Here is a 23,424-nt window from a genome sequence, read left to right as displayed (position 1 = left end):
GGGTGGCTCACTTCTCTGGTGACGTGGGTGATGTGGGTGACGTGGCGGGCCTGGGCAGGACGCGTCCTTCCCAGCCCCAGGCGGGGTCGACGGGGATGCCGAGCCGGTCCAGGACGGTGGGGGCGATGTCGATGAGGCGGGGGGTGTCGAGCAGGGTGCCGCCGGGCGCGCCGGGCTCGGCGAGGATCACGAAGACCTCACGTTCGGCACGCGTGTCGCCGCCGTGGCCGCCGGTGTCGAGGTGACCGTGGTCGGTGGTGACCACTACGGTCCACCGCTCGCCGCGGCGCCGGGCGTCGATCGCCGCCAGCAGGCGTCCGAGGTGGGTGTCCTGGGCGAGCAGGGCGGCGTCGTGGGCGGGGGAGAGCGGGCCGGTGGCGTGGCCGGCCTCGTCGGTGCCGCCGAAGTACACGAACAGCAGGTCCGGGTCGTGCTCGGCGAGCCGGCGGACGGCGGTGCGTGCGACGAGGTCGTCCGCGGCGAGGTAGCCGTCGCGCTCGCCGTCGTAGTGGATGCGGCAGCCGATGGCGGGGCCGAGGGTGCCGCGGTGGACCAGCTCCGGCCAGGAGACCACGGCGGCGGTGCGCAGGCCGGGGCGGGCGGCGGCCGCGCGGGTGAGGAAGTCGGGGTGGCGGCCGTAGTCGGCGCCGTGGAAGTCGTTGCCGGTCACGCCGTGACGGTCCGGCCACACCCCGGTCAGCACGCTCGACCAGCCGGGGCCGGAGTCGGTGTAGGCCATGCTGGTGGCCGGCCCGTCCGCGGCCTGGCCGTCCGCCTCGCCGTAGGGCAGCAGGCTGGTGCCGTGGGCGCCGGCGGCCATCAGGGCGTGCAGGACGGGTGCGTGTGCCGGGGAGAGGGCCAGCCGGTCGTGGCGCAGCCCGTCCATGCCCACCACGAGCACTCTCGCGCGCCGGGCGCCGTCCGGCCCGGCGGACACGGCACGGCGCCGGGCGAACGGCAGGCGGGCCGAGGGCCCCTTACCCTCTGCTCCTGGCGTCCGCTCGGCGTCGGCGTCCGTCACCGGATCCCTCCCTCTGTCTCGCGCGTACCGCGCGGGCCGGGCCGGCCCGCGCGGGTCAGGTGCCCTGCACGGCGCCTTCGGTGGCGCCGGCGATGAAACCGCGGGCGAATATGGCGAACACCAGCACCAGCGGCAGGGAGGCCATCAGCACCCCGGCCATGACCATGCTGTAGTCGGTGGTGTGGCCGACGTTGAGCTGGGCCAGCTCCACCTGGAGGGTCACGTGGTCGGGGTTGGTGAGCACGACGAGCGGCCAGACGTAGTCGTTCCAGGCGCCGACGAAGGCGTAGATGGCGAGGAAGGACAGCGCGGGCCTGATCATCGGCAGCGCGATGTTCCAGTACTGCCGGAAGAATCCGGCGCCGTCGATGCGCGCGGCGTCGAGGAGTTCGTCGGGCACGCCGTTCTCGATGTACTGGCGCAGCCAGAAGATGCCGAAGGCGTTGGCCAGGGCGGGCGGGACCAGCGCCTTGAGCATGCCGACCCAGCCGATGTTCGACATGAGGATGAACTGCGGCAGGATCGCCAGCTGCAGCGGCAGCATCATGAACAGCAGCAGTGTGCCGAAGAGCACCTTGCGGCCGGGGAAGTCGAACTTCGCGAAGGTGAAGGCCGCCAGCGAGTCGATGAAGAGCACCAGGACGGTGGTGACGGTCGCGACGATGACCGTGTTGAGCATCGACCCGAAGAAGTCGATGGTGTTCAGCACGTGCCGGATGTTCTCCAGCAGGTGCGAGCCGAAGGTGAACTTCGGCGGGCTCTTGTAGATGTCCTGGGTGGTGTTGGTCGCCATGACGATCGTCCACAGGAACGGGAAGACCGAGAGCAGGACGGCCGCCATGAGGATGATGTGCGCGGTCAGGCCCTTGGGGCGGCGCAGCCGCCTCGCGCGCGGGGCCGGCCGCGTCGGGTCGGCTGTCGGGTCGGCTGTGGTCACGGCTTCCTCCCTCGTTGGGTGATGCGCCAGTTGACGGCGACGAGGACGATGATCAGCAGGAAGAAGGCCCACACGATGGCCGCGCCGTAGCCGTAGTCGTTGTTGAGGAAGGCCGACTGGTAGAAGTACAGCAGCGTGGTCAGACCGGCCTGTCCCGGGCCGCCGAGGTTCGCGTTGGCGGCGTTGCTGGCGAACAGGACCTGGGGTTCGCTGAAGCTCTGCAGACCGTTGATCGTCGAGATGATGACGGTGAACAGGATGATCGGCCGCATGATCGGGACGGTGATCTGGAAGAACGTGCGGACCGGGCCGGCGCCGTCGACCTTCGCCGCCTCGTAGATCGAGGCCGGGATCGCCTGGAGACCGGCCAGGTAGATGATCATGTTGTAGCCGGTCCACATCCAGGTCATCAGCAGCGCGATGACCACCTTGATCAGCCACGGGTTGCTCAGCCAGGGCACGGGCGAGATGCCGACCGTGCCCAGGATCGCGTTGACCAGACCGAAGTTGTTGCTGAACACGGCGCCGAAGAAGATCGCCACCGCCACGATCGAGGTGACGTTCGGCACGTAGAGGGCGATCCGGTAGAAGCCCTTGAATCGGCGCACCGAGTGCAGCAGCGTCGCCAGCACCAGGGCGCCCAGGAGGGTGGGCACGGTGGACAGCACCCAGATCACCAGGGTGTTGCGGATCGACAGCCAGAAGACCGGGTCCGACCACAGGAACCTGAACTGCTGGAGGCCCACGAACTGCATGTCGCCGAGCCCGTCCCAGCGCTGGAAGGCCAGGTACAGCGAGTAGAAGACCGGGAAGAAGGAGAACGCGGCGAAGATCAGGTAGAAGGGCGAGATCGCGAGGTACTGCCGCCAGTACGACAGCGGCCCGCGCCGCCTGGGCCGGGTGGTGGTGCCGGCGGGCGTGGCGCGCCGCGGGCGGAACCGGGCCGGGCCCGGCCCGCCGCGGTGCTCGGGCACCGCGGCGGGACCGGTGACCGGAGGTGACGTCACCTCAGTTCACCCCCTGACGCCGGGCGATCTGCTTGGCCTGGCTGACCGCGTCGTTCCAGGCGTCGTCGGGCTTCTTGCCCTTGGCCTCGATGTTGGTCAGTTCCGTCATGTACGGGGCCATGACGGCCGCGTCGGCCGGTGCCTCGTAGCTGTCCGGTATGGCCTTGGCGGCCGGTCCGAAGACCTCGATGATCTTCTGGCCGCCGAAGAAGGCGTCGGGGCCGGTCATGGCCGGCATGGCGTACGCGGCCGGGGCGGCGGGGAAGATGGCCGCGTCGGTGAAGCCGCGGGCGTCGTTGGTGGGGCTGAGGATCCAGCTGATGATCTTGAAAGCTTCCTCGGGGTTCCGGCACTGCCGGGGCAGCGCCAGGTAGGAGCCGCCCTGGTTGGACGGTCCGACGGGGTTTGCGCAGACCCGCCACTTGCCCTTGGTCTGGGGCGCCGCCTGCTCGATGTCCAGCGCGTGCCAGGCCGCGCCCAGTTCGGTGAGGAGGCTCTTGCCGACGGCCGCGTTCCAGGAGTTGTCGTTGATCTTGGCGTCGATGCCCAGGGTGTAGGGGCGGATCGCCGTCGTCCACGCGCTGCGGATGTGGTCCTGGTCACCGATGAAGTGGTTGTTCTTGTCGATGAACCGCTGGGTGCCCTGGCCGACCGCGATGTTGAAGACGGAGCTGATGTTGTTGACCAGGAAGGTGCCGGGGTTCTTCTTCTGCAGTTCGGTGCCGAGCGTGAAGTAGTCGTCCCAGGTCTTGACCAGGTCGGCGACCTTGGCGGGGTCGGTGGCCACGCCGGCCTTGGCGAACAGGTCCTCGCGGTAGAAGAGCGCGGTGGGGCCGATGTCGATCGGGAAGCCGATCTGCTTGCCGTCCTTGGTCTGGGCGAGCTTGGTCTTCCAGTCCAGGTACTGGGACGAGACCTTCTCGAAGCCGAGGTCGTTCAGGTCGAGGAAGCGGTCGGCGTTGGGCAGGAAGGACGCCATGTCCTCGCCCTTGATGCCGGTGATGTCGGGCACGGAGGAGCCGCCCGCGGCGAGGGTGGTGGTGAGCTTCTGCTTGAAGTCGCCGCCGATGGAGGAGGCGGTCAGCTTCACCGAACCGCTGAAGTGGGTCTTCGCCTCCGCGACCACCTTGTCGCTGAGCGCACCGCCCCAGTACCACAGGGTGAGGTTCTTGCCGTTCTTGGTACCGCCCGATCCCGAGCCGCTGCCGCAGGCGACGGTCAGTCCGGACGCGGCCGCGGTGAGTGCGGCGGCCTGGAGGAAGCCTCTACGTGAAAGGTCCACGGGTCACTCCTGTTGTTCCTGTTCGTGGTACTGAGGGGCGTTGAGCTGTGGGGCTGTGGGGCTGTGAAGCGGTGGGGTCCGGGGGCGGCCGTGAACCGGTGGGGGTCAGTGCGGCCGGGCGGGCGGGGTGACGGGCGCGTGGTGCACCGGGGGGCCCACGTCCGCCGGCAGGCGGTCGGCGAGGAAGCCGTAGGCCTTCTTCAGTTCGGGATCGGTCAGCGAGCGCCACCAGCGGTCGACGCCGTACCAGCCGGGGGCCGCGAGGGCGCCGCCGTGGTGCCGGACGGAGAGCCCGGCCGCGAGGACCGCGAACCGCAGCCGCTCGGTCAGCGGCCAGCCGCCGAGGGAGGCCGTGACGAAGCTCGCGCCGAACACGTCCCCGGCGCCGGTGGCGTCCAGGACCTCCACGGGGAGGGCCGGGACCTCGGCGTACTCGCCGGTGGTCTGGTCGACGGCCACCGCGCCGTCCCCGCCCCGGGTGACGACCGCCACCGGCACCAGCTCCGCGAGCGTGCCGAGGGCCGCGACCGCGCTGTCGGTGCGGGTGTACGCCATCGCCTCGGTCTCGTTGGGGAGGAAGGCGTGGCACAGGGCGAGCTGGTCGAGGAGGTCGCGGGACCACTCCTGGGTGGGGTCCCAGCCGACGTCGGCGTAGACGTGGGTGCCGTTCGCCGCGGCCTTGGCGATCCACTCGCGCGGCTCGGCCTCGATGTGCACGAGCGCGGTGCGCGCCTCGGGCGGGTCGCCCATCAGTGTGTCCTGCGAGTACGGGGGTTCCTGGCCGTGGGTGACGAGGGCCCGGTCGTGACCGGTGGCGAGCGAGACGGTGACGGGGGTGGGCCAGTCGTCCGCGGTGCGGGAGAGCGAGAGGTCGATGTCCTCCTGGTCGCACAGGACGTCCCGGCAGTACTCGCCGTAGAAGTCGTCCCCGAAGACCGTGGCCAGCGAGGTGCGCAGGCCGAAGCGGGCCGCGGCCACCGCGAGGTTCGCGATGCCGCCGGGGCCGCAGCCCATGCCGCCCGTCCAGATCTCCTCACCCGGTGTCGGCGGCTTTCCCAGCCCGGTGAGGACGAGGTCGTAGAAGAGGAGCCCGGTCAGCAGCACATCGGGCCTGTCGTCGTCCACGCGCGCAGCCTCTCGTCAAAACTCGTCATTTTCGATGACCGGAATCGTGCGCCGATCGAAGAGATTGGTCAATACCCGAGCAGAACTGAGCATGGATTTGATTGAAGATGACGAGTAGTGTTCGCCGCGTGCTGGCAGAACGACGACACCAACTCATCCTGCGGGCCCTTCGCTCCGGTGGCCCCGCGGCTGTGACCGACCTCTCCGAACAGCTGGGTGTGAGCCCGGCCACGATCAGGCGTGACCTGGTCAAACTGGAGGAGGACGGGCTGCTCACGCGTGTCCACGGCGGCGCCGTCGTCGACGAGGGCGACCAGCCCTTCGCCGAGGTGGCCGAGGTGCGCGTGGCCGAGAAGGACGCCATAGCCGCGTGCGCCGCGGCTCTGGTGCAGGACGGCCAGTCGGTGCTGCTCGACATCGGCACCACGGCCTTCCGGCTCGCCCGCCAGCTGCACGGCCGCCGCCTCACCGTCATCACCAGCAACCTGGTGGTGTACGAGGAGCTCGCCGACGACGAGGGCATCGAACTGGTGCTGCTCGGCGGCATGCTCCGCCGCGAGTACCGCTCCCTGGTCGGTTTCCTCACCGAGGACAACCTGCGCCAGCTGCACGCCGACTGGCTGTTCCTCGGCACCAGCGGGGTGCGGCCGGGCGGGCAGGTGATGGACACGACGGTCGTGGAGGTGCCGGTCAAGCGCGCCATGATCGGGGCGAGCGACAAGGTCGTGCTGCTCGCCGATGCCGCCAAGTTCCCGGGCACGGGCATGGCGAAGGTCTGCGGTCCCGGGGACCTGGACAAGGTGGTGACCAACGCGCCGGTGGATCCGGCGACCCGAGCCGCCCTTGAGGAGGCCGGTGTCGAGGTGGTCCTGGCAGGAAAGGCTCAAGCGTGAAACTGACGATTCTGGGCGGCGGCGGGTTCCGCGTGCCGCTCGTGTACGGCGCACTGCTGACGGACCGGGCCGAGGGGCGGGTCACCGAGGTCGTGCTGCACGATCTCGACGCCGGCCGGCTGTCCGCGGTCGCCCGGGTCCTGACCGAACAGGCGGCCGGCGTCCCGGGCGCCCCCGCCGTGACCGCCACGACCGACCTGGACGAGGCCCTCACCGGTGCCGACTTCATTTTCTCGGCGATCCGGGTGGGCGGCCTGGAGGGCAGGGCGAACGACGAGCGGGTGGCCCTCGCGGAGGGCGTCCTCGGCCAGGAGACGGTCGGCGCCGGCGGCATCGCCTACGGCCTGCGGACCGTGCCCGTCGCCGTCGACATCGCCCGGCGGGTCGCCCGGCTCGCCCCCGACGCCTGGGTCATCAACTTCACCAACCCCGCCGGACTGGTCACCGAGGCCATGTCCCGGCACCTCGGCGACCGCGTCATCGGCATCTGCGACTCCCCGGTGGGCCTCGGCCGCCGGATCGCGCGCGTCCTCGGCGGGGACCCGAAGGAGGCCTGGATCGACTACGTCGGCCTCAACCACCTCGGCTGGGTGCGCGGCCTGCACATCGCCGGCCGCGACGAGCTCCCGCGCCTGCTCGCCGACCCCGACCTGCTCGGCTCCTTCGAGGAGGGCAAGCTCTTCGGCGTCGACTGGCTGCAGTCCCTCGGTGCCATCCCCAACGAATACCTGCACTACTACTACTTCAACCGCGAGGCCGTCCGCGCCTACCAGCAGGCCGAGCGGACCCGCGGCGCCTTCCTGCGCGACCAGCAGGCGCACTTCTACGAGGCGGTGACCGATCCGGGTGCCAGGGCCCTGGACGTCTGGGACCGCACCCGCGCCGAGCGCGAGGCCACCTACATGGCGGAGAACCGGGAGACGGCCGGCGCCGGCGAGCGCGACGCCGACGACCTCTCCGGCGGGTACGAGAAGGTCGCCCTGGCCCTGATGCGGGCCATCGCCCGCGACGAGCGCACCACTCTGATCCTCAACGTCCGCAACCGCGGCACCCTCTCGGCGCTCGACGGCGAGGCCGTCATCGAGGTGCCCTGCCTGGTCGACGCCAACGGCGCCCACCCGGTCGCCGTCGCCCCGCTGCCCGACCACGCCACCGGCCTGGTCTGCGCGGTCAAGGCGGTCGAGCGCGAGGTGCTCGCCGCAGCCGAGTCCGGCTCCCGCACGACGGCCGTGAAGGCGTTCGCGCTGCACCCGCTGGTCGACTCGGTGAACGTCGCCCGGCGCCTGGTGGAGGGGTACACCGAGGTGCACCCCGGCCTCGCGTATCTTAAGTAGCCAGCCGCTCGGAAAGCGCTTTCCATCCCTCTTCTGGAGACTTCCCATGCACGACGAACGCCGCCGGATCGAGGAGCGCGTAGAGCGCCTCCACAACCAGCGCATCAAGCCCGCGATCTACGCGGCCACCGTCCCCTTCGAGGTGTCCGCCTGGCAGGCACCCGGGGAGCCGGTGCCCTTCGAGGAGGCCGCGGCCGCCGCGTACGAGCCGTTCGCGATGGACACCCCGTGGGGCCCGCCCTGGGGCACCACCTGGTTCCGGATGCGCGGGCAGGTGCCCGCTGCATTCGCGGGCCGCCGCGTCGAGGCCGTCATCGACCTCGGCTTCGTCGGCGACTGGCCGGGCAACCAGGCCGAGGCCCTGGTCCACCTCACCGACGGGACCCCCCTGAAGGCGGTCAACCCGCTCAACCAGTACGTGGCGATCGCCAACCCGGCGACCGGCGGCGAAGTGATCGACTACCTGGTCGAGGCCGCCTCCAACCCCGACATCCTCGCCAACGACTTCGTGGGGCCCACGCCTCTGGGTGACGTCCTGACGGCCGGCGACAAGCCGCTCTACACCTTCAGGCGTGCCGACATCGCCGTCCTCGACGAGGACGTCTGGCACCTCGACCTGGACGTCCAGGTGCTGCGCGAGCTGATGCTGGAACTCGGCGAGCACGACCCGCGCCGCCACGAGATCATGCACGCCCTCGACCACGCGATGGACCTGCTCGACCTGGACGACATCTCCGGCTCGGCCGCCGCCGTCCGCGAGGCCCTGAAACCGGTCCTGTCGAAGCCCGCGCACGCCAGCGCGCACATCGTCTCCGGCGTGGGCCACGCCCACATCGACTCGGCCTGGCTGTGGCCGATCCGCGAGACCAAGCGCAAGACGTCCCGCACCTTCTCCAACGTGACATCGTTGGCGGACGAGTACGAGGAGTTCGTCTTCGCCTGCTCGCAGGCCCAGCAGTACGAGTGGGTCCGCGACAACTACCCGCAGGTCTGGGCCCGGATCCAGGAGTCGGTCAAGAAGGGCCAGTGGGCGCCGGTCGGCGGCATGTGGGTGGAGTCCGACGGCAACCTGCCGGGCGGCGAGGCGGTCGCCCGCCAGTTCGTCCACGGCAAGCGGTTCTTCATGGAGCACTTCGGGGTCGAGACCAAGGGGGTGTGGCTGCCGGACTCCTTCGGCTACAACGCGGCCTACCCGCAGATCGCCAAGCTCGCCGGCAACGAGTGGTTCCTCACCCAGAAGATCTCCTGGAACCAGACCAACAAGTTCCCCCACCACACCTTCTGGTGGGAGGGCATCGACGGCACCCGCATCTTCACGCACTTCCCGCCCGTGGACACCTACAACGCCCGCTTCAGCGGCGAGGAGATGTCCCGCGCGGTCCGCAACTACGCCGAGAAGGGCGGCGCGACGCGCTCGCTGGCCCCGTTCGGCTGGGGCGACGGCGGTGGCGGCCCCACCCGCGAGATCATGGAGCGGGCCCGCCGCCTGAAGGACCTGGAGGGCTCCCCGCGCGTCGAGGTCGAGCACCCGGACGCCTTCTTCGCCAAGGCCCGCGCCGAGTACGAGGACGCCCCGGTCTGGGTCGGCGAGCTCTACCTGGAGCTGCACCGCGCCACCTACACCTCGCAGGCCCGCACCAAGCAGGGCAACCGGCGCAGCGAGCACAGGCTCCGCGAGGCCGAGCTGTGGGCGACCACGTCCGCGCTGCACGCGCCCGGCTACCGCTACCCGCACGAGAAGCTCGACCGGCTCTGGAAGACGGTCCTGCTCCACCAGTTCCACGACATCCTGCCCGGCTCCTCGATCGCCTGGGTGCACCGCGAGGCCGAGGCCGAGTACGCCCGGGTCGCCGAGGAACTGGAGGCGCTCACCACCGAGGCGGTCACCGCCCTGGGCGGCGGCACGGCCCGCGTCTTCAACACCAGCCCCTACGCCCGCGCGGAGGTCGTCCGGGACGCCGCGGGCACCCCGGTGTACGTCGAGGTCCCGGCGAGCGGCAGCGCGCCGCTGACGGCCGCCGCCGACGCCCCGCGGCCGGTGACGGTCGAAGGCCGGGTCATCGACAACGGACTGGTCCGGGTGGAGATCGCCGAGGACGGCACCCTGTCGTCGGTGTACGACCTGCGCGCGAACCGCGAGGTCCTCGCCGGCCAGGGCAACCTGCTCCGCCTGCACACCGACCTCCCGAACTACTGGGACGCCTGGGACGTCGACAAGCACTACAAGAACCGCTACACCGACCTGCTCGACCCCTCCGAGATCACCGTCGCCGACACCGACCCGCTGCTCGGCTCGATCCGCGTCACGCGCCCCTTCGGCAACGGCTCGACGATCACCCAGACGATCAGCGTCCGCGCCGGCAGCCCCCGGATCGACTTCGAGACGGACATCGACTGGCACGAGGCCGAGAAGTTCCTCAAGGCCGGCTTCCCGGTGGACATCCGTGCCGCGCACTCCTCGGCCGAGATCCAGTTCGGCCACGTCCAGCGGCCCACGCACACCAACACCAGCTGGGAGGCGGCCCGCTTCGAGGTCTCCGGCCACCGCTGGGTGCACATCGGGGAGCCCGGCTACGGCGTCGCCGTCATCAACGACTCGACGTACGGCCACGACGTCTCCCGCACGGTCCGCGAGGACGGCGGTACGACCACCACGGTCCGGCTCTCCCTGGTGCGCGCCCCGCGTGTCCCGGACCCGGGCGCCGACCAGGGCCGCCACCGCATCACCTACGCGCTGCTGCCCGGTGCCACCATCGGGGACGCGGTGGCCGAGGGCTACGCCCTCAACCTCCCGCTGCGGGTGGCCGACGCGGCCGGCGAGCCGCAGCCGGTCGTCTCGGTGGCGGGCGAGGGCGTTACCGTCGAGGCGGTCAAGCTCGCCGACGACGCCTCCGGCGATGTCGTGGTCCGCCTCTACGAGTCCCGCGGCGGCCGCGCCCAGGGCGTCCTGCGCACGGGCTTCCCGCTGGCCGGCGCCCGGGTGACCGACCTGCTGGAGCGCCCGCTGGAGGACGCCGACGTGGACGGTGACACCGTCTCCGTCACGCTGCGCCCCTTCCAGATCCTCACCCTCCGGCTGCAGAGGAGCTGACCGGATGGCCATGCAACCCTGGTTCACCGACGCCAAGCTGGGGATCTTCGTGCACTGGGGCATCTACGCCGTGGACGGGGTCCAGGAATCCTGGTCCTTCTACGACGACATCGTCCCGCACGACCAGTACATGTCCCAGCTGGACCGCTTCACCGGAGCCAAGTACGACCCGGAGGCGTGGGCGGACCTGTTCGCCCGCGCCGGCGCGAAGTACGCCGTGCTCACCAGCCGTCACCACGACGGTGTGGCCCTCTGGGACACCGGGTACGGCGACCTCAACCTCGGCAGGGACTACCTCGGCCCCTACGCCGAGGCGCTGCGCGCGCACGGCCTCAAGGTCGGCCTCTACTACTCGCACTCCGACTGGAACCACCCCGACTACGCCTCCACCCGCAAGCCGGGCCGCCCGCCGGAGCTGGAGGACAACCGGTACTCGGAGGTGGCGGCCGAGGACGAGGACCTGGCGGCCTGGGAACGCTTCATCGCCTACCGGGACGGCCAGATAACGGAGCTGGCCTCCCGCTTCCGGCCGGACCTGATGTGGTTCGACGGGGAGTGGGACCGCAGCGAGGAGCAGTGGCGGATCCCCGAACTCGCCGCGCTGATCCGCTCGTACGTCCCGCATGTCGTCTTCAACGCGCGCATGCTCAGCGAGGGCGACTACGCGACGCCCGAGCAGGGCGCCCCCATCGTGCCGCCGGACGGCCCGTGGGAGCTGTGCCTGACGATCAACGACTCGTGGGGGTACCAGCACCACGACGACAACCACAAGTCGCTCGCCCAGCTGATCCGCTACTTCACCGAGACCATCGGGGGCGGCGGCAACCTGCTGCTCGACGTCGGCCCCATGGAGGACGGCACCATCCCGCAGCCGCAGGTCGAGCGGCTCGAAGGGCTGGGGGAGTGGATCCGCAGGCACGCGGAGGCGGTGTACGGGACGGGGCGCGGTCTGCCGGCCGGGCACCACTACGGCCCGAGCACCCTCTCCGCCGACCGGCGCACCCTCTACCTCACCCTGTTCGACGTCCCGCGCGCCGAGATCGGCGTCCGGGGCCTCGCGACGGCGGTCCGCAGGGTCACCGTCCTGGGCACCGGCACCGAACTCGGCCACCGGGTGGTCGGCGGACTGCACGAGGCGGTCGGTGTGCTGTGGATCGACCCGCCGGCCGCGGCCGACCTCGACCCGTACGCCACCGTCCTCGCCGTCGAACTGGACGGGGAGCTGGAGCTGTACCGCGGATCCGGACGGTTCTGAGCCGGTTCGAGTCATAGGCCAGGATTTCTCGTATGAAGAATTAAGAGAACGGTAAGTGTGCTGGTCACGGCGGCTTTTCGGGCCGCCGTGACCCTGTCGGTTTCCCTCTTGGACACCTTGAGTTCGCCTGGCACCCCTGGGATGCGGGACGGCAGGGACGACAGAAAGGCATCACCGTGCGAGACCCGCGAATGTCAGCGATCGCCAAGGGGCTCAAGCGCCGGGGCCGGCTCATGGCGCAGGCGGTGAGCCCGCCGCGCAAGACCCTCGACGCCATCCCGACCCAGCGTCCCGCCGAGCGCCCGCGGCAGGACCCCGACGACGGCTACACGGCCCCGCTCGCCCCGCGCCTGGTGCGGTCCCCGGCCTTCGTGCTCTCCTCGGTGCGCTCCGGCTCCACGCTGCTGCGCGTCCTGCTGAACAGCCACAGCCGCATCCGCGCCCCGCACGAGATGCACCTGCGCACGGTGCACGTCCGCATGTCCCGGGAGTTCACGGCGGACGCCATGAAGGAGCTCGCCCTCGACCGTGAGGAACTGGAGCACGTGCTGTGGGACCGGGTGCTGCACCTGGAGCTCAGCCGCAGCGGCAAGGACGTCATCGTCGACAAGACGCCGCCGAACACGCTCATCTGGCCGCGGCTGCACCGATGTTGGCCCGAGGCCCGGTTCATCCTGCTGCTGCGCCACCCCGGCGCCGTCATCCAGTCCCTGACCAGCCGCCGCGCCGACCCCGACCACGAGGCGATCCGCGCCGAGGTCCTGGGCTACGCGGAGAAGCTCGAAGAGGCCCGCCAGAGCCTCACCGGTGCCCACGTGATCACGTACGAGGACCTCACCGCCGACCCGGAGCGGGTCACCCGGGGCCTGTGCGAGTACCTCGGCGTCCCGTGGGAGAGCGGCATGCTCGACTACGGCGAGCAGGACCACGGCACCTTCAGGCCGAAGCTCGGCGACTGGAGCAGGGAGATCAGGTCCGGCAGGGTCCAGGCCGCCCGCCAGGCCGACCCGGACGCCGAACTCCCGCCCCGGCTCGCCGAGATGGCGAAGGCGTGGGGATACCCGGTCTAGGCATCCCCACGCCGGTCGGTCTCTCCTCGCTCAGCCGGTGAAGCCGGCCGTGATCGACGTGAACTGCCAGTCGCTCTGGCTGATCCCGGAGCAGTTGCTCACCACACCGCCGCCCGCGCAGCCGCGGTCCCGGTTCGCCGCCCAGAACGCGAGCCGGGCGATGTGGTGCGAGTTCCCCCAGTCACGGATCTGCGTCCAGATCGCCGGGGTGGTGTTCTCCTGCTGGTCGGACAGCCCGTTCATGCCGGAGATCCCGATGTGCGCGTAGGCCGTCGCGTCGTCCCAGCCGAACGTGGACTTCAGCTTGGTCTTCAGCCCCTCGGCCGCGGCCACGGTGTTGCCGTACATGTCGGAGCCGCCGCCGAAGTCGAACGGCATGATCGTGAAGACGTCGATGTCGGCGCCGATCGACTGGGCCTGCTCGATCAGCCGGTTGCCGTAGTACGTCGGGCCGGTGGTGGACGTCCCGAAGGTGACGATCGTCTTCAGCCCGGCGTTGTTGGCCTTGACCGTCTTCAGGGCGGTCAGGATCTTCGCCTGCACGGCCTCGTTCTCGAACTCGTCCGTGTTCTCGATGTCCATGTCCACGGATTTGAGGCCGTAGGCGTCGATCACCTTCTGGATCGCCCCGGCCAGCGCGCTCGCGGAGGAGCAGTTGGCGCCGAGCTTGCTGCCCTGCCAGCCGCCGAACGACGGGGTGACGTCGCCGCCGGCCGCCCGGATCTGGTTGATCGCGGTCTGGTCGGCGCCGCCGGTGAGCGCGCGGCTGCCGTCCCAGGCCGGGGTGCAGCCGCCGGAGTCCAGCACGAAGGCCATGGTGAAGTTCTTGATGCCGGTCGCGTTCATCACGGTCGCCGGGTTCGGCGGGTCGCCCCAGCCCTCGTAGAGGTAGGGCGCGGCCTGCTTGAACCCGGTCCCGCCGCCGGTGCCCGCACTCGTCGTCACGGAGACGGAGTTGGAGGCGGCCGACACGTTCCCGGCCGCGTCCCGCGCCTTCACCGTGAACGTGTACGCCGTACTGGCCGACAGCCCGCTCACCGTGGCGGAGGTCCCGGAGACGCTCGTCGCCAGGGTCGACCCGCGGTAGACGTCGTACGCCGCCACCCCGACGTTGTCCGTCGCCGCCGACCACGACAGGGACACGCTGGAGGAGGTCTTCCCGGTGGAGGTGAGGTTCGTGGGCGCGGTCGGCGCCTGGGTGTCGGAGCTGCCGCCGGGCCCGTCGAGGCTGATGTCGTCGGCGTAGTACGTCCCCTGGGCGTACCACCCGTGGACGTAGATCTGGGCGCTGGTCTGCGAGGCCCCGGTGGTGAAGGACACCGTCAGCTGGCTGTACTGGGAGGCCGAGGTCGTCCAGGTGGACGCGCCGCCGGTCACCCCGAGATAGACGTAGGAGCCGCGGACCCAGCCGCTGAGCGAGTACGTGGAGTTGGGCTGCACCGCGACGGTCTGCGTGCACTGGGCGTTGTCACTGGAACTCGCGGCCCCCGCGAGCGCCTTCGAGCCGCCGTGCACGGGAGAGGACACGACCGAGCCGAGGTTCCCGGAGCAGGACCACGGCGAGAGACTCCCCGACTCGAAGCCGGGGTTGGACAGGACGTTGGCCGCCTGCGCGGTACCGGGCAGCGCGATGGCCCCGGCGAGCGCGAGAGCGGCCGACCCGAGCAGGGCGAATATCCGGCGTCTGGAACGTCTGAGCGAGTTGCGCACGCGATCTCCCTGAAAGAATGGGGGTGTTCGGGAGTTGCACCAAGGTGCAAGGATGTGCGCAACAAATTTGGTCTGGACCAATCCACCTGTCAAGAAGGCGAACGTGAATTGGTCCATACCGGTGAGTTGTAGCGCCCCTTCAGGGGCGCGGGGAACTGCGCGAGCAACCACGACGGCGCAGCACCCGGCCGCCAACCTAGAGCGGCAACACCGCAGCCGCAGCGTCCACCGACTCCACTTCCACCGGCAACGCCGGCGCCAGCACCACGTCGGCCTCCTCACGCTGCACGGGAACCGACGGGAGTACGGGCTTCGGCCCCGACACCACCGCGTAGTCCTGCCCCAGGAACGGCGGCTCGATCACCCCGGGGTCCTCGCCCAGCGCCAACTGCACGGCCGCCCAGGGCGCGTTGACCCCGCAGAGCGACAGCTGGTGCAACCCCCCGGCCGGCCGCGTGTTGACATCGAGCAGCACCGGCTGGTCGCCGTACATCCGGAACTGGATGTTGGACAGGTAGTGCAGCCCGAACCCCTCGGCGATGATCCGCGCCGGCTTCAGCCACTGCTCGTCGAGGGTGAACCCGCGCCGGCGCCCCTTCTTGGTGCGGCCCACGGCCAGCCGGATGCGGTTGTCCGGACCGGTGAGGCAGTCGACGGACACCTCCGGCTCCTCCAGTCGCGGCATCACCAGCCAGTCCACCGGCTCCTCGGCCCGCCGCAGCGCGTCCACGACCAGGTCGAGCTGGACGTAGGGGCCGGGGAAGCCGTTGAGGTGGAAGAGCGAGAAGGGGGCGCGCGTGATCACGCGGAAGCCGACCCCACCCGCACCGGCGGCCGGCTTGAAGCAGGCCTTGTGGCCGTCGGCCTCCAACTTCTCGACCGCCGCGACGAGTTCGTCCGCCGTCCGGACCCGCGACCAGGGCGGCACCGGGACGCCCACCGAGCTCACCGCCTCGTACGCGGTCGCCTTGTCCTCGAAGACCGCGGTGCCCTCCGGCGTCGGCGCCAGCAGGGCCGTGCCGACCGCCTCGAAGTCGGCCCGGTGGGCCACGATCGCCGACTGGTGCAGCCGGGGCACGAAGACATCGATGCCACGACGCTGGCACTGGTCGAGGGCGTACTCGACGTAGGCGGCCGGGGACAGGCCCTCCGGCTCCAGGTCGGCGGTGTCGGCGGCGGCCAGCACGGGGGAGTCGGCGTCACCGTGCGTCGCGTGGATCTCGACCGCCCGGTCGCTGGGATTTCTCCGCAGCTGCTCCATGAAGAACACGTTCTCCGCGTACGTGCGGTTGAGCCAGACGCGTACGCGAGAGCGCATTAAAGCCGCCTTTCGGGGTTTTCGGGCAGGGCGCAGCGGGCCCGTGCCCGGGCAGGTTGGTTGGAGGGACACCAAACCGCCCTGGACGAAGGGAAGTTCGTGGCGGTGGTGTTGGGGGGATCATACGGCTTTCGAGGGGCCCCGCGTGCAACGCGAGTGTTACGGATTTCCCCGTCCTGTCCACGCGCGTTTTCCTGCACCGTCCCCGCCGGTTTCCTTGACGGCCCGAAACCCGGCGCCGGCCCCCGGGCGGGTGTTCTTGTTCCCGGCCCTCGAAATGTGCTGTGGTGGGGACCGACGACATGATCGGAAGGGGTACGGGGTGGAGTCCACGGCCGGTGCCGGGCAGTTGCTGGCCATCAGCGACCTGCACATCTCGTATCCGGAGAACCGCGAGCTCGTCGAGAAGATGCGGCCCGAGACGGACGAGGACTGGCTGATCGTCGCCGGTGACATCGCGGAGACCGTCGCGGACATCCGCTGGGTGCTGGAGACCCTCGCCGGCCGCTTCCGCAAGGTGCTGTGGGCCCCCGGCAACCACGACCTGTGGACCCACTCCAAGGACCCGGTCACCCTGCGCGGGGTCGCCCGCTACGAGCACCTCGTCGGCCTCTGCCGGGAGCTGGGCGTGCTCACCCCCGAGGACCCGTACCCCGTCTGGGAGGGCCCGGGCGGCCCGGTCGTCGTCGCGCCGCTGTTCCTGCTGTACGACTACTCCTTCCTGCCGGCCGGCTGTGCCACGAAGGAGGAGGGCCTCGCGTACGCGCACGGCACCGGCGTCGTCTGCAACGACGAGTACCTGCTGCACCCCGACCCCTACCCGACCCGCGAGGACTGGTGCCGGGCCCGGGTCGAGGAGACCGAGCGCCGGCTCGCCGAGCTGCCACAGGAGCTGCCGACGGTGCTGGCGGGGCACTATCCGCTGGACCGGCACCCCATGGACGTCCTCTGGTACCCGGAGTTCGCCATGTGGTGCGGCACCACCCGCACCGCCGACTGGCACCGGCGGTTCCGCGTCGCCGCCATGGTCTACGGTCATCTGCACATCCCGCGGACCACCTGGCTCGACGGGGTCCGCTTCGAAGAAGTCTCCGTGGGATATCCCCGCGAGTGGCGCAAGCGGTCCGGGGAACCGGGCCGGCTGCGCCGCATTCTGCCGATGGAGGTCGGAACCGGTGATCGAGGAGCTGCTCCCGGAGTCGGTGGTGGCCGTGGAGATGCTCGGTGACGAGGCGATCCGCGAGGCCCCGCTCTACCCCGAGGAGGCGGCACTGGTCGCCCGGGCCGTGCCCAAGCGGCGACGCGAGTTCTCCGCCGTGCGCGCCTGCGCGCGCAGTGCCATGGAGAAGCTGGGAGTCCCGCCGCAGCCCGTCCTGAGCGGCGAGCGCGGCGCCCCGCGCTGGCCGGACGGGCTGGTCGGCAGCATGACCCACTGCGAGGGCTACTGCGCCGCCGCCCTGGTCCGCGCCACCGACCTGGCCTCCCTCGGCATCGACGCCGAGCCGCATGCCGCGCTCCCCGAGGGCGTCGCCGAGGCCGTGCTGCTGCCCGCCGAGCGGCAGCGCCTCGGCCTGCTCGCGGCCGAACGGCCCGGCGTGCACTGGGACCGGCTGCTGTTCAGCGCCAAGGAGTCCGTCTACAAGGCGTGGTTCCCCCTCACCGGGAAGTGGCTGGACTTCATGGAGGCCGACATAGAGCTCCTCCCGGAGCCCGGTGAGCGGCCGTGCGGCACCCTGCGTGCCCGCCTCCTCGTCCCCGGCCCGGAGGTCGGCGGGCGGCGGCTGGAGGTCTTCGAGGGCCGCTGGAGCGTGGGGCACGGCATACTGACCTCGGCCGTGGTCGTGCCGCACCCCTGACGCCCCCTGACGCACCGCGCAGGCTCAGGTGGGTGGGCACCAGTCGTGCAGCAGCCGGAAGAACGCCTCCTCGTTGCCCGCCAGTCCGGCGCCGGCCAGGGCATCCTCGGCCTCGGCGAGCACGGCGGGTGGCACCACGAAGGGGCGCGGGGCGTCGGGCGGTCCGTCGAAGGCCGCGCGCACGGTGTGCAGCAGCCGCAGATAGGCCTGGACGGCGGCGCGTTCACGGTCGGTCAGTACGGCGGTGTGCATCGGTCGGCTCTCCCCGTCGGTCGTCGTGGTCACGCGCCCGGACGGCGCGGGCACACCCGGTGTGCGGTGCGCACCCCCCAGCTTGCCGGTCACCACTGACAACGCCCCCGTGCCGGCCCTCGGTTCGCTCGCTTAGCCGAGGCGAAACCTCACCGAAACTCCCCGGGGAAAAGTCTTCCTACCCTGGAAGGAGACGCATCCGGCCGGGTCGCAGCGGGCCCGGGACAGCGGGGGAGGCCGACCGTGTCAGAAGCGGTGCCCAGCCGTCCGCAGCGCACCGCGCACCTGCGCCCGGTGGGCGACGGCGAACTGGAGACGCGCCACCGGGTCGTGCACGGCTACCGGCGCGCCTACCGCATCGCCGGCGACGGGCCCGCCCTGGTCCTCGTCCACGGCATCGGGGACTCCTCGGCGACCTGGGCACGGCTCATCCCCGACCTCGCCCGCACCCACACCGTGATCGCCCCCGACCTGCTCGGCCACGGCGAGTCGGACAAACCGCGGGCCGACTACTCGGTCGCCGCCTACGCCAACGGGGTGCGGGACCTGCTGACCACCCTGGGCATCGAGTCCGCGACCCTCGTCGGGCACTCGCTCGGCGGGGGAGTCGCGATGCAGTTCGCCTACCAGTTCCCCGAGCGCACCGAGCGGCTCATCCTGGTCAGCGCAGGCGGGGTGGGACGCGAGGTCAACCCGGCGCTCCGGCTCGTCTCGCTCCCCGGAGCCCACCTGCTGCTGTCGGCGCTCCGGCTGCCCGGCATGCGCCTCCAAGTGGGCCTGGCCGTACGCCTGCTGAGGCTCCTGGACACCGGCCTCGGCCAGGACGCCCCGGAACTGCTCACGCTGGTCGACGCGCTCCCCGACGAGACCTCCCGCAACGCCTTCGTCCGCACCCTGCGCGCGGTCGTCGACTGGCGCGGCCAGGTCGTCACCATGCTGGACCGCTGCTATCTCACCGAGGGCATGCCGACCATGCTCCTGTGGGGCGACCGCGACAGCGTGGTCCCGGTCCGGCACGCCCACCGCGCCCGCGAGGCGATGCCCGGCGCCCGGCTGGAGATCTTCGAGGGCGCCGGGCACTTCCCGTTCCACACCGACCCGGCCCGGTTCGTCGCCCTGGTCCAGGATTTCACCGCCACCACCGCCCCGGCGGACTGGAGCCGCGAGCACTGGCGCAGCCTGCTCCTCGACGGCCGCCCCGACCCCGGACCCGGCCCGGCCGCGCAGCGAGACCTGCGCGCGGCCAGCGAGCGCAGCGCCACCTGAGTCCGCGCCGCGCAGCGCCGGTCGCGGCCCCGGCATCCCCGCCGCCGCGACGGAACGGCGGGACGACGACCGGCCGGGCCCGGCACCCGTCCCGGGCCCGGCACCCGTCCCGGGCGTGCGGACATGGTTCCGCCCCGGGGGTGGGTCACTTGCCCAGGTAGCCCAGTGACGTCTCGATGCGGCCCGCCACGTCGTGCCGTCGCGCCGGCCCGCGCAGCGCCGAACCCGCGAGCCAGGTCCGGCACTTGCTGGCCAGCAGCAGCCCGAAGGTCTCCGCGTCCCGTTCCTCGGCCCGGTCGAAGCGGGTGCGGGCGACCACCCGCTGGACGGCAGCCTGGAGCGCGTCCCGGTCGGCCTCGGTGCCCGCGTCGGAGCCGGTGCCGGTGACCGCGCCGAGCAGCCGCGCGGCCACCCCGACCCCCTCCACGTCATGGCCGCAGTGCTCGGCGTGCATGTGCCACAGCTCGTGACCGAGGATCACCAACTGATGGTCGGGCACAGTGCGTTCCTCGACGACGACCAGGTCGCGGTCGGCCAGGTCCAGCCACAGCCCGCTGGCCGTGCCGGGCGGGAAGACGGCCGTACGGAACTGCACGGGGCGGCCGCGGCGGCGGCCCAGCGCGTCGCACAGCGCCCGGTACAGCTCCTGCGGCGGCGCGGGCGGGGGCAGGGTCAGTTCCCCGACCAGGTCACCGCTCAGCCGGCGCATGTCCCTGCCGATGCCCACTTTCCTCCCTCGGGTCACGACTCTCGGCTCACGACTCGGGCCGCTTGACGCTCTCCAGGAGCATGTCCAGCCATTCCGCGACCTTGTCCCGGTGCTGGTCGGTGGGCAGCTGGGCGGCCCGCCAGGCGATGCCGCGCACCCCGTGGTCCTGCAGAAGCCGCTCCAGCGGGTCCTCGGCCGCCTCGGCCGCGGCCCGCTCCCGGTCGGCGAGCTTCTGCAACAGCTCCTGCTCGACGCGCTGCAGGGCACCGGCGAGGGCCTCCGGGTCCTCGGCCGTGAGGAACCCCGCGTGCACGCGGAAGAAGCGCTGGAGGGCGTCGCAGTGCTCCATGGTCGGCCGCCGGTCACCGTTGATGAGGGCGCCCGCCTGCTGCCGGGACATGCCCGCGCCGTCGGCGATCTCCTGCTGGGTGTGCCTGCGGCCGTTCGGCTTGAGCCGGGTGCGGCGCAGCAGGTCGAGGCGCTGCAGGAAGCGGGCCTGGACGTCGGGTTCGCCCGCCGGGCGGCCGGTCAGCAGCGCCCGGACGACGGGCTCGGGGACACCGCAGGCGTGGGAGAGCCGTCCGACGTGGAGGACCTCGGCGTGCGCGACGCCGAGCCGGTCGGCGAGCGCGGTGACGCGGGCGACGGCGGCCGGCAGCTGGGCGGTCGCCGTGGCGCCCGGATCCTCGTAGCCATCCGTCACCGACAGAACTCCTACGTCTCTCAAGGGAATCAGGGGCTTCTCACAAGCTGCGCCGTGAACTTCCCGGCACCCGCGCGACCCCCCGGAGAGTAGCGGGTCGTTCGAACGCACATCCAGGTCTCGCCACAACTGTGGCCAATTTCAGACGTCAACGGGCATGAAATGCCACGATAGTTGACATGACTCCGGGTGGGGCAGCAGGATCACAACGCCGCGAGAAGGCCGCATAGGCAAGAGGGGTGACCTCCCGATGGCATATCAGGCAGGTGGGCAGCGGCCGGCGCCGCGGCCCGTCCCCGAGAGCCTTGAGGCCCAGGCGTACCTCCAGGACTACGTGTTACTGCTGGACGCCGTCCCCTTCCCGTCCCTGGTGGTGGACCACCGCTGGGACGTGGTGCTGGCCAACGACGCGTTCGAGACACTTTTCCGGGCGGTCGCCCCGCATCCCACCGCGATGCCCGGGGACAACTTCCTACGTTTCGTCCTGTTCCACCCGGATGCCGGAACGATTCTCGGCGCCCACGAGGACGGCTGGTGCCTGCCGATGCTGGCCCAGTTCAAGACCACCCTGGAGCGGTACGGCCACGACCACGGACTCCAGGCGATCCGCCGGGAGATCGCCCAGGACCCCATCATGGAGGCCGCCTTCCGGCAGGGCCTGCCGCACTGGCTGCGCGCGGTCGGCGAGGGCGGCGCACAGCTCGACGGAGCCGTCCGGCTGCTGCTGCACCCGGACCCGCTGCTGGGCGCCACCGAGTGCCGGGTCGTCGGCGAAACCCCCAAGACCCTTCAGGACATGGGCTACGCGCGTTACACGCTGGTGCTGCGCGCCGTCCCCCGCCCCGCCGCCCCGCGCCGCTCCCGGCGGCCCGGCGGTCTGGGTGCCCATCTGACCGTCGTCCCGGCCCCCGAAGGCTGACCCGGCACCGTCGGCGTTCAGGTCGCCGACGGCGCCGGGCCGGACGCCGGCGCCGGCCCTCGCCCGGCCCCGCCTCGCCGCGTCCCGGCGCCGCCTCATCCGCCCGCCACCACCAGGACCAGCGGCACGCCCCGGCACGGCACCAGCCGCAGCCCGCCGAACGTGCCCGCCCGCCCGCTCTCCAGGACCGCCGCGAAGTCCGGCCCCTTGGCCAGCGAACCGGCCAGCTGCGCCGGGTCCGCCGACGCCGCCACCCGGCCGCGGGCGTTGACCAGCCGCGCGGGTCCGGGCAGCTCGCGCAGCAGCGGCAGCGCGGCCGCCTCGAAGTGCCGCAGGTACACGTCGGCCGCGGCCACGCCCAGGAACCGGCCGCCCACCTCCACCGGCGCGGACAGCGTGAGGCTGTACTCGTCCGAGCAGAGGTAGTCCACGTACGGCCCGGCCACCGCCCGCCGCCCGGTCTCCCGGGGCAGCGCGAACCAGTCCCAGTGCGTGTAGTCCGAGTAGGCGGAGGTGCGCGGGTCCAGGTCGAGGAGGAGCGGCCGTACGTCCCCGGAGGCGTCGCTCTGCCACCACTCCAGCCATGCCGGCACGTCGGCCAGCACCCCGGGCGCGGCCACGAACCCGACACCGGAGACCAACTCCTGCCGGGCGAGGCGCAGATGGAGCCCGGGGCGGAGCGCGGCCAGGTCCGCGGTCACCGGCCGGCGGCCCTCGGCGGCCACCCGGGCCAGCAGCGCGGCCGTGTCGGCACGGGTGGCCGCGACGGCGTCGAACACCGCCTCCAGGGCGTGGCCGACCCGCGCGGCCACGTACTCCTCGGCGGCGTCGAGCGTGGCCGCCGCCGGACCGGAGGGGACGGTGCCGCGGCTCATGGTGCCCTCCGGCGGACGGGGGAGCGGGCGCGGCGCGGCTACAGGGCCAGCCGCAGGGCGATGAGCCGCGCCGTCGAGCCCCGTACGCACCGCTCGGCCAGCTCCCTGGCCGATGTGTGCGCCCCATCCTGCACGGCCGAGATCACGGACCGGTGACGGTCCGCCACCTCTTCACGATATTCGTCGTCCCCGAGCACAAGGCACAGCAGCGCCCCGACCTCCGCCTGCAGCGCGACCTGTTCCCGGGTGAGCCGGGCCGACTGGGCGGCGGCGGCCAGCTCCACGTGGAAGCGGCCGTACACCCGGCTGCGCGCCGCCGCGTCCGGCGCCCACCGCAGCTCCTCGGTGGTCCGGCGGAGCTGGTCGAGGTCGTGGTCCTCGGTGCGCTGCGCCGCGAGCTCGGCGGCGGTGCCGGACAGGGCCGCCCAGTGGTCGCCGAGGTCGCGCAGCTCCTCGGGGCTCCAGCCGCGCAGCCGCTGCGTGAGCCGCTCCCGGTCCGGCACCTCCGGGGAGGACACGAAGCTGCCGCCGCCCCGGCCCCGGCGGGTGACGACCAGTCCCTGCTGGCGCAGGGCCATCAGCGCCTCCCGCAGGGTCACCGTGGAGACCCCGAGCCGTCCCGCCAGCTCGGTCTCGCCGGGCAGCTGCTCCCCGTCGGAGAGCAGCCCGAGCTCGATGGCGTCGCCGATCCGGCGGACCACGGCGTCGACCCGGGCCCCGCTGTCCACCGGGGCGAAGACGGCCTTCCGGGCCCCGCCCACGGTCTGGTGCTGTCTCACGGCCCACCACCCTATGCGTTGA

Annotated in this window: 21 protein-coding genes; 9 read left to right on the top strand and 12 right to left on the bottom strand. The window is 71.7% G+C overall.

Features of this window, described 5'->3' with window-relative positions:
* Positions 1-7: 7 nt before the first annotated feature.
* From JF597_RS17375 to JF597_RS17355, 5 genes are all read right to left on the bottom strand, one after another.
* Positions 8-937, bottom strand: a complete 930-nt coding sequence (locus JF597_RS17375; protein WP_293995501.1) for an alkaline phosphatase family protein — start codon at positions 935-937, stop codon at positions 8-10.
* A gap of 139 nt (positions 938-1,076) precedes the next feature.
* On the bottom strand, positions 1,077-1,862 hold the full coding sequence (locus tag JF597_RS17370; protein ID WP_293995498.1) for a carbohydrate ABC transporter permease: 786 nt from the start codon (positions 1,860-1,862) through the stop codon (positions 1,077-1,079).
* Positions 1,863-1,954: 92 nt separating this feature from the next.
* A complete protein-coding gene (locus JF597_RS17365; RefSeq protein ID WP_293995496.1) occupies positions 1,955-2,932 on the bottom strand; it encodes a carbohydrate ABC transporter permease in 978 nt (325 codons plus the stop codon).
* A gap of 34 nt (positions 2,933-2,966) precedes the next feature.
* Positions 2,967-4,247, bottom strand: coding sequence for an extracellular solute-binding protein (locus JF597_RS17360; RefSeq protein WP_293995429.1), 1,281 nt, complete (start codon positions 4,245-4,247; stop codon positions 2,967-2,969).
* Positions 4,248-4,352: 105 nt separating this feature from the next.
* Positions 4,353-5,372 (bottom strand): carbohydrate kinase family protein, encoded by a 1,020-nt coding sequence (locus JF597_RS17355; protein ID WP_293995426.1) that lies wholly within the window; start codon positions 5,370-5,372, stop codon positions 4,353-4,355.
* A 128-nt stretch (positions 5,373-5,500) separates the two neighbouring features.
* On the opposite strand from JF597_RS17355, the gene JF597_RS17350 reads away from it, so the two are divergent.
* From JF597_RS17350 to JF597_RS17330, 5 genes are all read left to right on the top strand, one after another.
* The gene (locus JF597_RS17350) at positions 5,501-6,265 is read left to right on the top strand and encodes a DeoR/GlpR family DNA-binding transcription regulator (protein ID WP_293995423.1); all 765 of its coding nucleotides are present in this window, start codon (positions 5,501-5,503) and stop codon (positions 6,263-6,265) included.
* The gene (locus JF597_RS17345) at positions 6,262-7,599 is read left to right on the top strand and encodes a 6-phospho-beta-glucosidase (RefSeq protein WP_293995420.1); all 1,338 of its coding nucleotides are present in this window, start codon (positions 6,262-6,264) and stop codon (positions 7,597-7,599) included. The genes JF597_RS17350 and JF597_RS17345 overlap by 4 nt, the downstream gene beginning before the upstream one ends.
* A gap of 46 nt (positions 7,600-7,645) precedes the next feature.
* A complete protein-coding gene (locus tag JF597_RS17340) occupies positions 7,646-10,690 on the top strand; it encodes a glycoside hydrolase family 38 C-terminal domain-containing protein (RefSeq protein WP_293995418.1) in 3,045 nt (1,014 codons plus the stop codon).
* Positions 10,691-10,694: 4 nt separating this feature from the next.
* Complete coding sequence (locus JF597_RS17335) at positions 10,695-11,945, top strand: alpha-L-fucosidase (protein ID WP_293995416.1); 1,251 nt, start codon at positions 10,695-10,697, stop codon at positions 11,943-11,945.
* 176 nt (positions 11,946-12,121) lie between these two features.
* The gene (locus JF597_RS17330) at positions 12,122-13,015 is read left to right on the top strand and encodes a sulfotransferase (protein WP_293995414.1); all 894 of its coding nucleotides are present in this window, start codon (positions 12,122-12,124) and stop codon (positions 13,013-13,015) included.
* 30 nt (positions 13,016-13,045) lie between these two features.
* On the opposite strand, the gene JF597_RS17325 is transcribed toward JF597_RS17330, so the two are convergent.
* Together JF597_RS17325 and JF597_RS17320 are read right to left on the bottom strand one after the other, a co-directional pair.
* A complete protein-coding gene (locus tag JF597_RS17325; protein WP_293995412.1) occupies positions 13,046-14,725 on the bottom strand; it encodes a carbohydrate binding domain-containing protein in 1,680 nt (559 codons plus the stop codon).
* Positions 14,726-14,921: 196 nt separating this feature from the next.
* A complete protein-coding gene (locus JF597_RS17320; protein WP_293995409.1) occupies positions 14,922-16,043 on the bottom strand; it encodes an ATP-grasp domain-containing protein in 1,122 nt (373 codons plus the stop codon).
* Positions 16,044-16,365: 322 nt separating this feature from the next.
* Between JF597_RS17320 and JF597_RS17315 the strand changes: the two genes are divergently transcribed.
* Together JF597_RS17315 and JF597_RS17310 are read left to right on the top strand one after the other, a co-directional pair.
* Complete coding sequence (locus JF597_RS17315) at positions 16,366-17,271, top strand: metallophosphoesterase (RefSeq protein WP_293995407.1); 906 nt, start codon at positions 16,366-16,368, stop codon at positions 17,269-17,271.
* Positions 17,219-17,899 carry a 4'-phosphopantetheinyl transferase superfamily protein gene (locus tag JF597_RS17310; RefSeq protein WP_293995404.1) on the top strand — a complete coding sequence of 227 codons (681 nt, stop codon included), beginning with the start codon at positions 17,219-17,221 and terminating at the stop codon, positions 17,897-17,899. The genes JF597_RS17315 and JF597_RS17310 overlap by 53 nt, the downstream gene beginning before the upstream one ends.
* Before the next feature lie 24 nt (positions 17,900-17,923).
* Here JF597_RS17310 and JF597_RS17305 read toward each other — a convergent pair whose 3' ends face one another.
* Positions 17,924-18,151 (bottom strand): hypothetical protein, encoded by a 228-nt coding sequence (locus JF597_RS17305; protein WP_293995493.1) that lies wholly within the window; start codon positions 18,149-18,151, stop codon positions 17,924-17,926.
* A gap of 243 nt (positions 18,152-18,394) precedes the next feature.
* Here JF597_RS17305 and JF597_RS17300 point away from each other — a divergent pair, with 243 nt between their 5' ends.
* The gene (locus JF597_RS17300; RefSeq protein ID WP_293995402.1) at positions 18,395-19,417 is read left to right on the top strand and encodes an alpha/beta hydrolase; all 1,023 of its coding nucleotides are present in this window, start codon (positions 18,395-18,397) and stop codon (positions 19,415-19,417) included.
* A 145-nt stretch (positions 19,418-19,562) separates the two neighbouring features.
* Here JF597_RS17300 and JF597_RS17295 read toward each other — a convergent pair whose 3' ends face one another.
* Together JF597_RS17295 and JF597_RS17290 are read right to left on the bottom strand one after the other, a co-directional pair.
* The gene (locus JF597_RS17295) at positions 19,563-20,126 is read right to left on the bottom strand and encodes a toxin-antitoxin system, toxin component (RefSeq protein WP_293995490.1); all 564 of its coding nucleotides are present in this window, start codon (positions 20,124-20,126) and stop codon (positions 19,563-19,565) included.
* Between the two features lie 46 nt (positions 20,127-20,172).
* A complete protein-coding gene (locus tag JF597_RS17290; protein ID WP_293995399.1) occupies positions 20,173-20,829 on the bottom strand; it encodes a helix-turn-helix transcriptional regulator in 657 nt (218 codons plus the stop codon).
* A 250-nt stretch (positions 20,830-21,079) separates the two neighbouring features.
* On the opposite strand from JF597_RS17290, the gene JF597_RS17285 reads away from it, so the two are divergent.
* Positions 21,080-21,748, top strand: a complete 669-nt coding sequence (locus tag JF597_RS17285) for a hypothetical protein (RefSeq protein WP_293995396.1) — start codon at positions 21,080-21,082, stop codon at positions 21,746-21,748.
* A 95-nt stretch (positions 21,749-21,843) separates the two neighbouring features.
* Here the strand turns inward: JF597_RS17285 and JF597_RS17280 are convergent, their stop codons facing one another.
* Positions 21,844-22,623 (bottom strand): cache domain-containing protein, encoded by a 780-nt coding sequence (locus JF597_RS17280; RefSeq protein ID WP_293995393.1) that lies wholly within the window; start codon positions 22,621-22,623, stop codon positions 21,844-21,846.
* A 38-nt stretch (positions 22,624-22,661) separates the two neighbouring features.
* Positions 22,662-23,402 carry a GntR family transcriptional regulator gene (locus JF597_RS17275; RefSeq protein ID WP_293995390.1) on the bottom strand — a complete coding sequence of 247 codons (741 nt, stop codon included), beginning with the start codon at positions 23,400-23,402 and terminating at the stop codon, positions 22,662-22,664.
* Positions 23,403-23,424: the final 22 nt, after the last annotated feature.

It is taken from the genome of Streptomyces sp. (assembly GCF_019510245.1).
In the GTDB taxonomy this organism is placed as follows: domain Bacteria; phylum Actinomycetota; class Actinomycetes; order Streptomycetales; family Streptomycetaceae; genus Streptomyces.
This window is presented reverse-complemented; position numbering and strand designations above follow the sequence as displayed.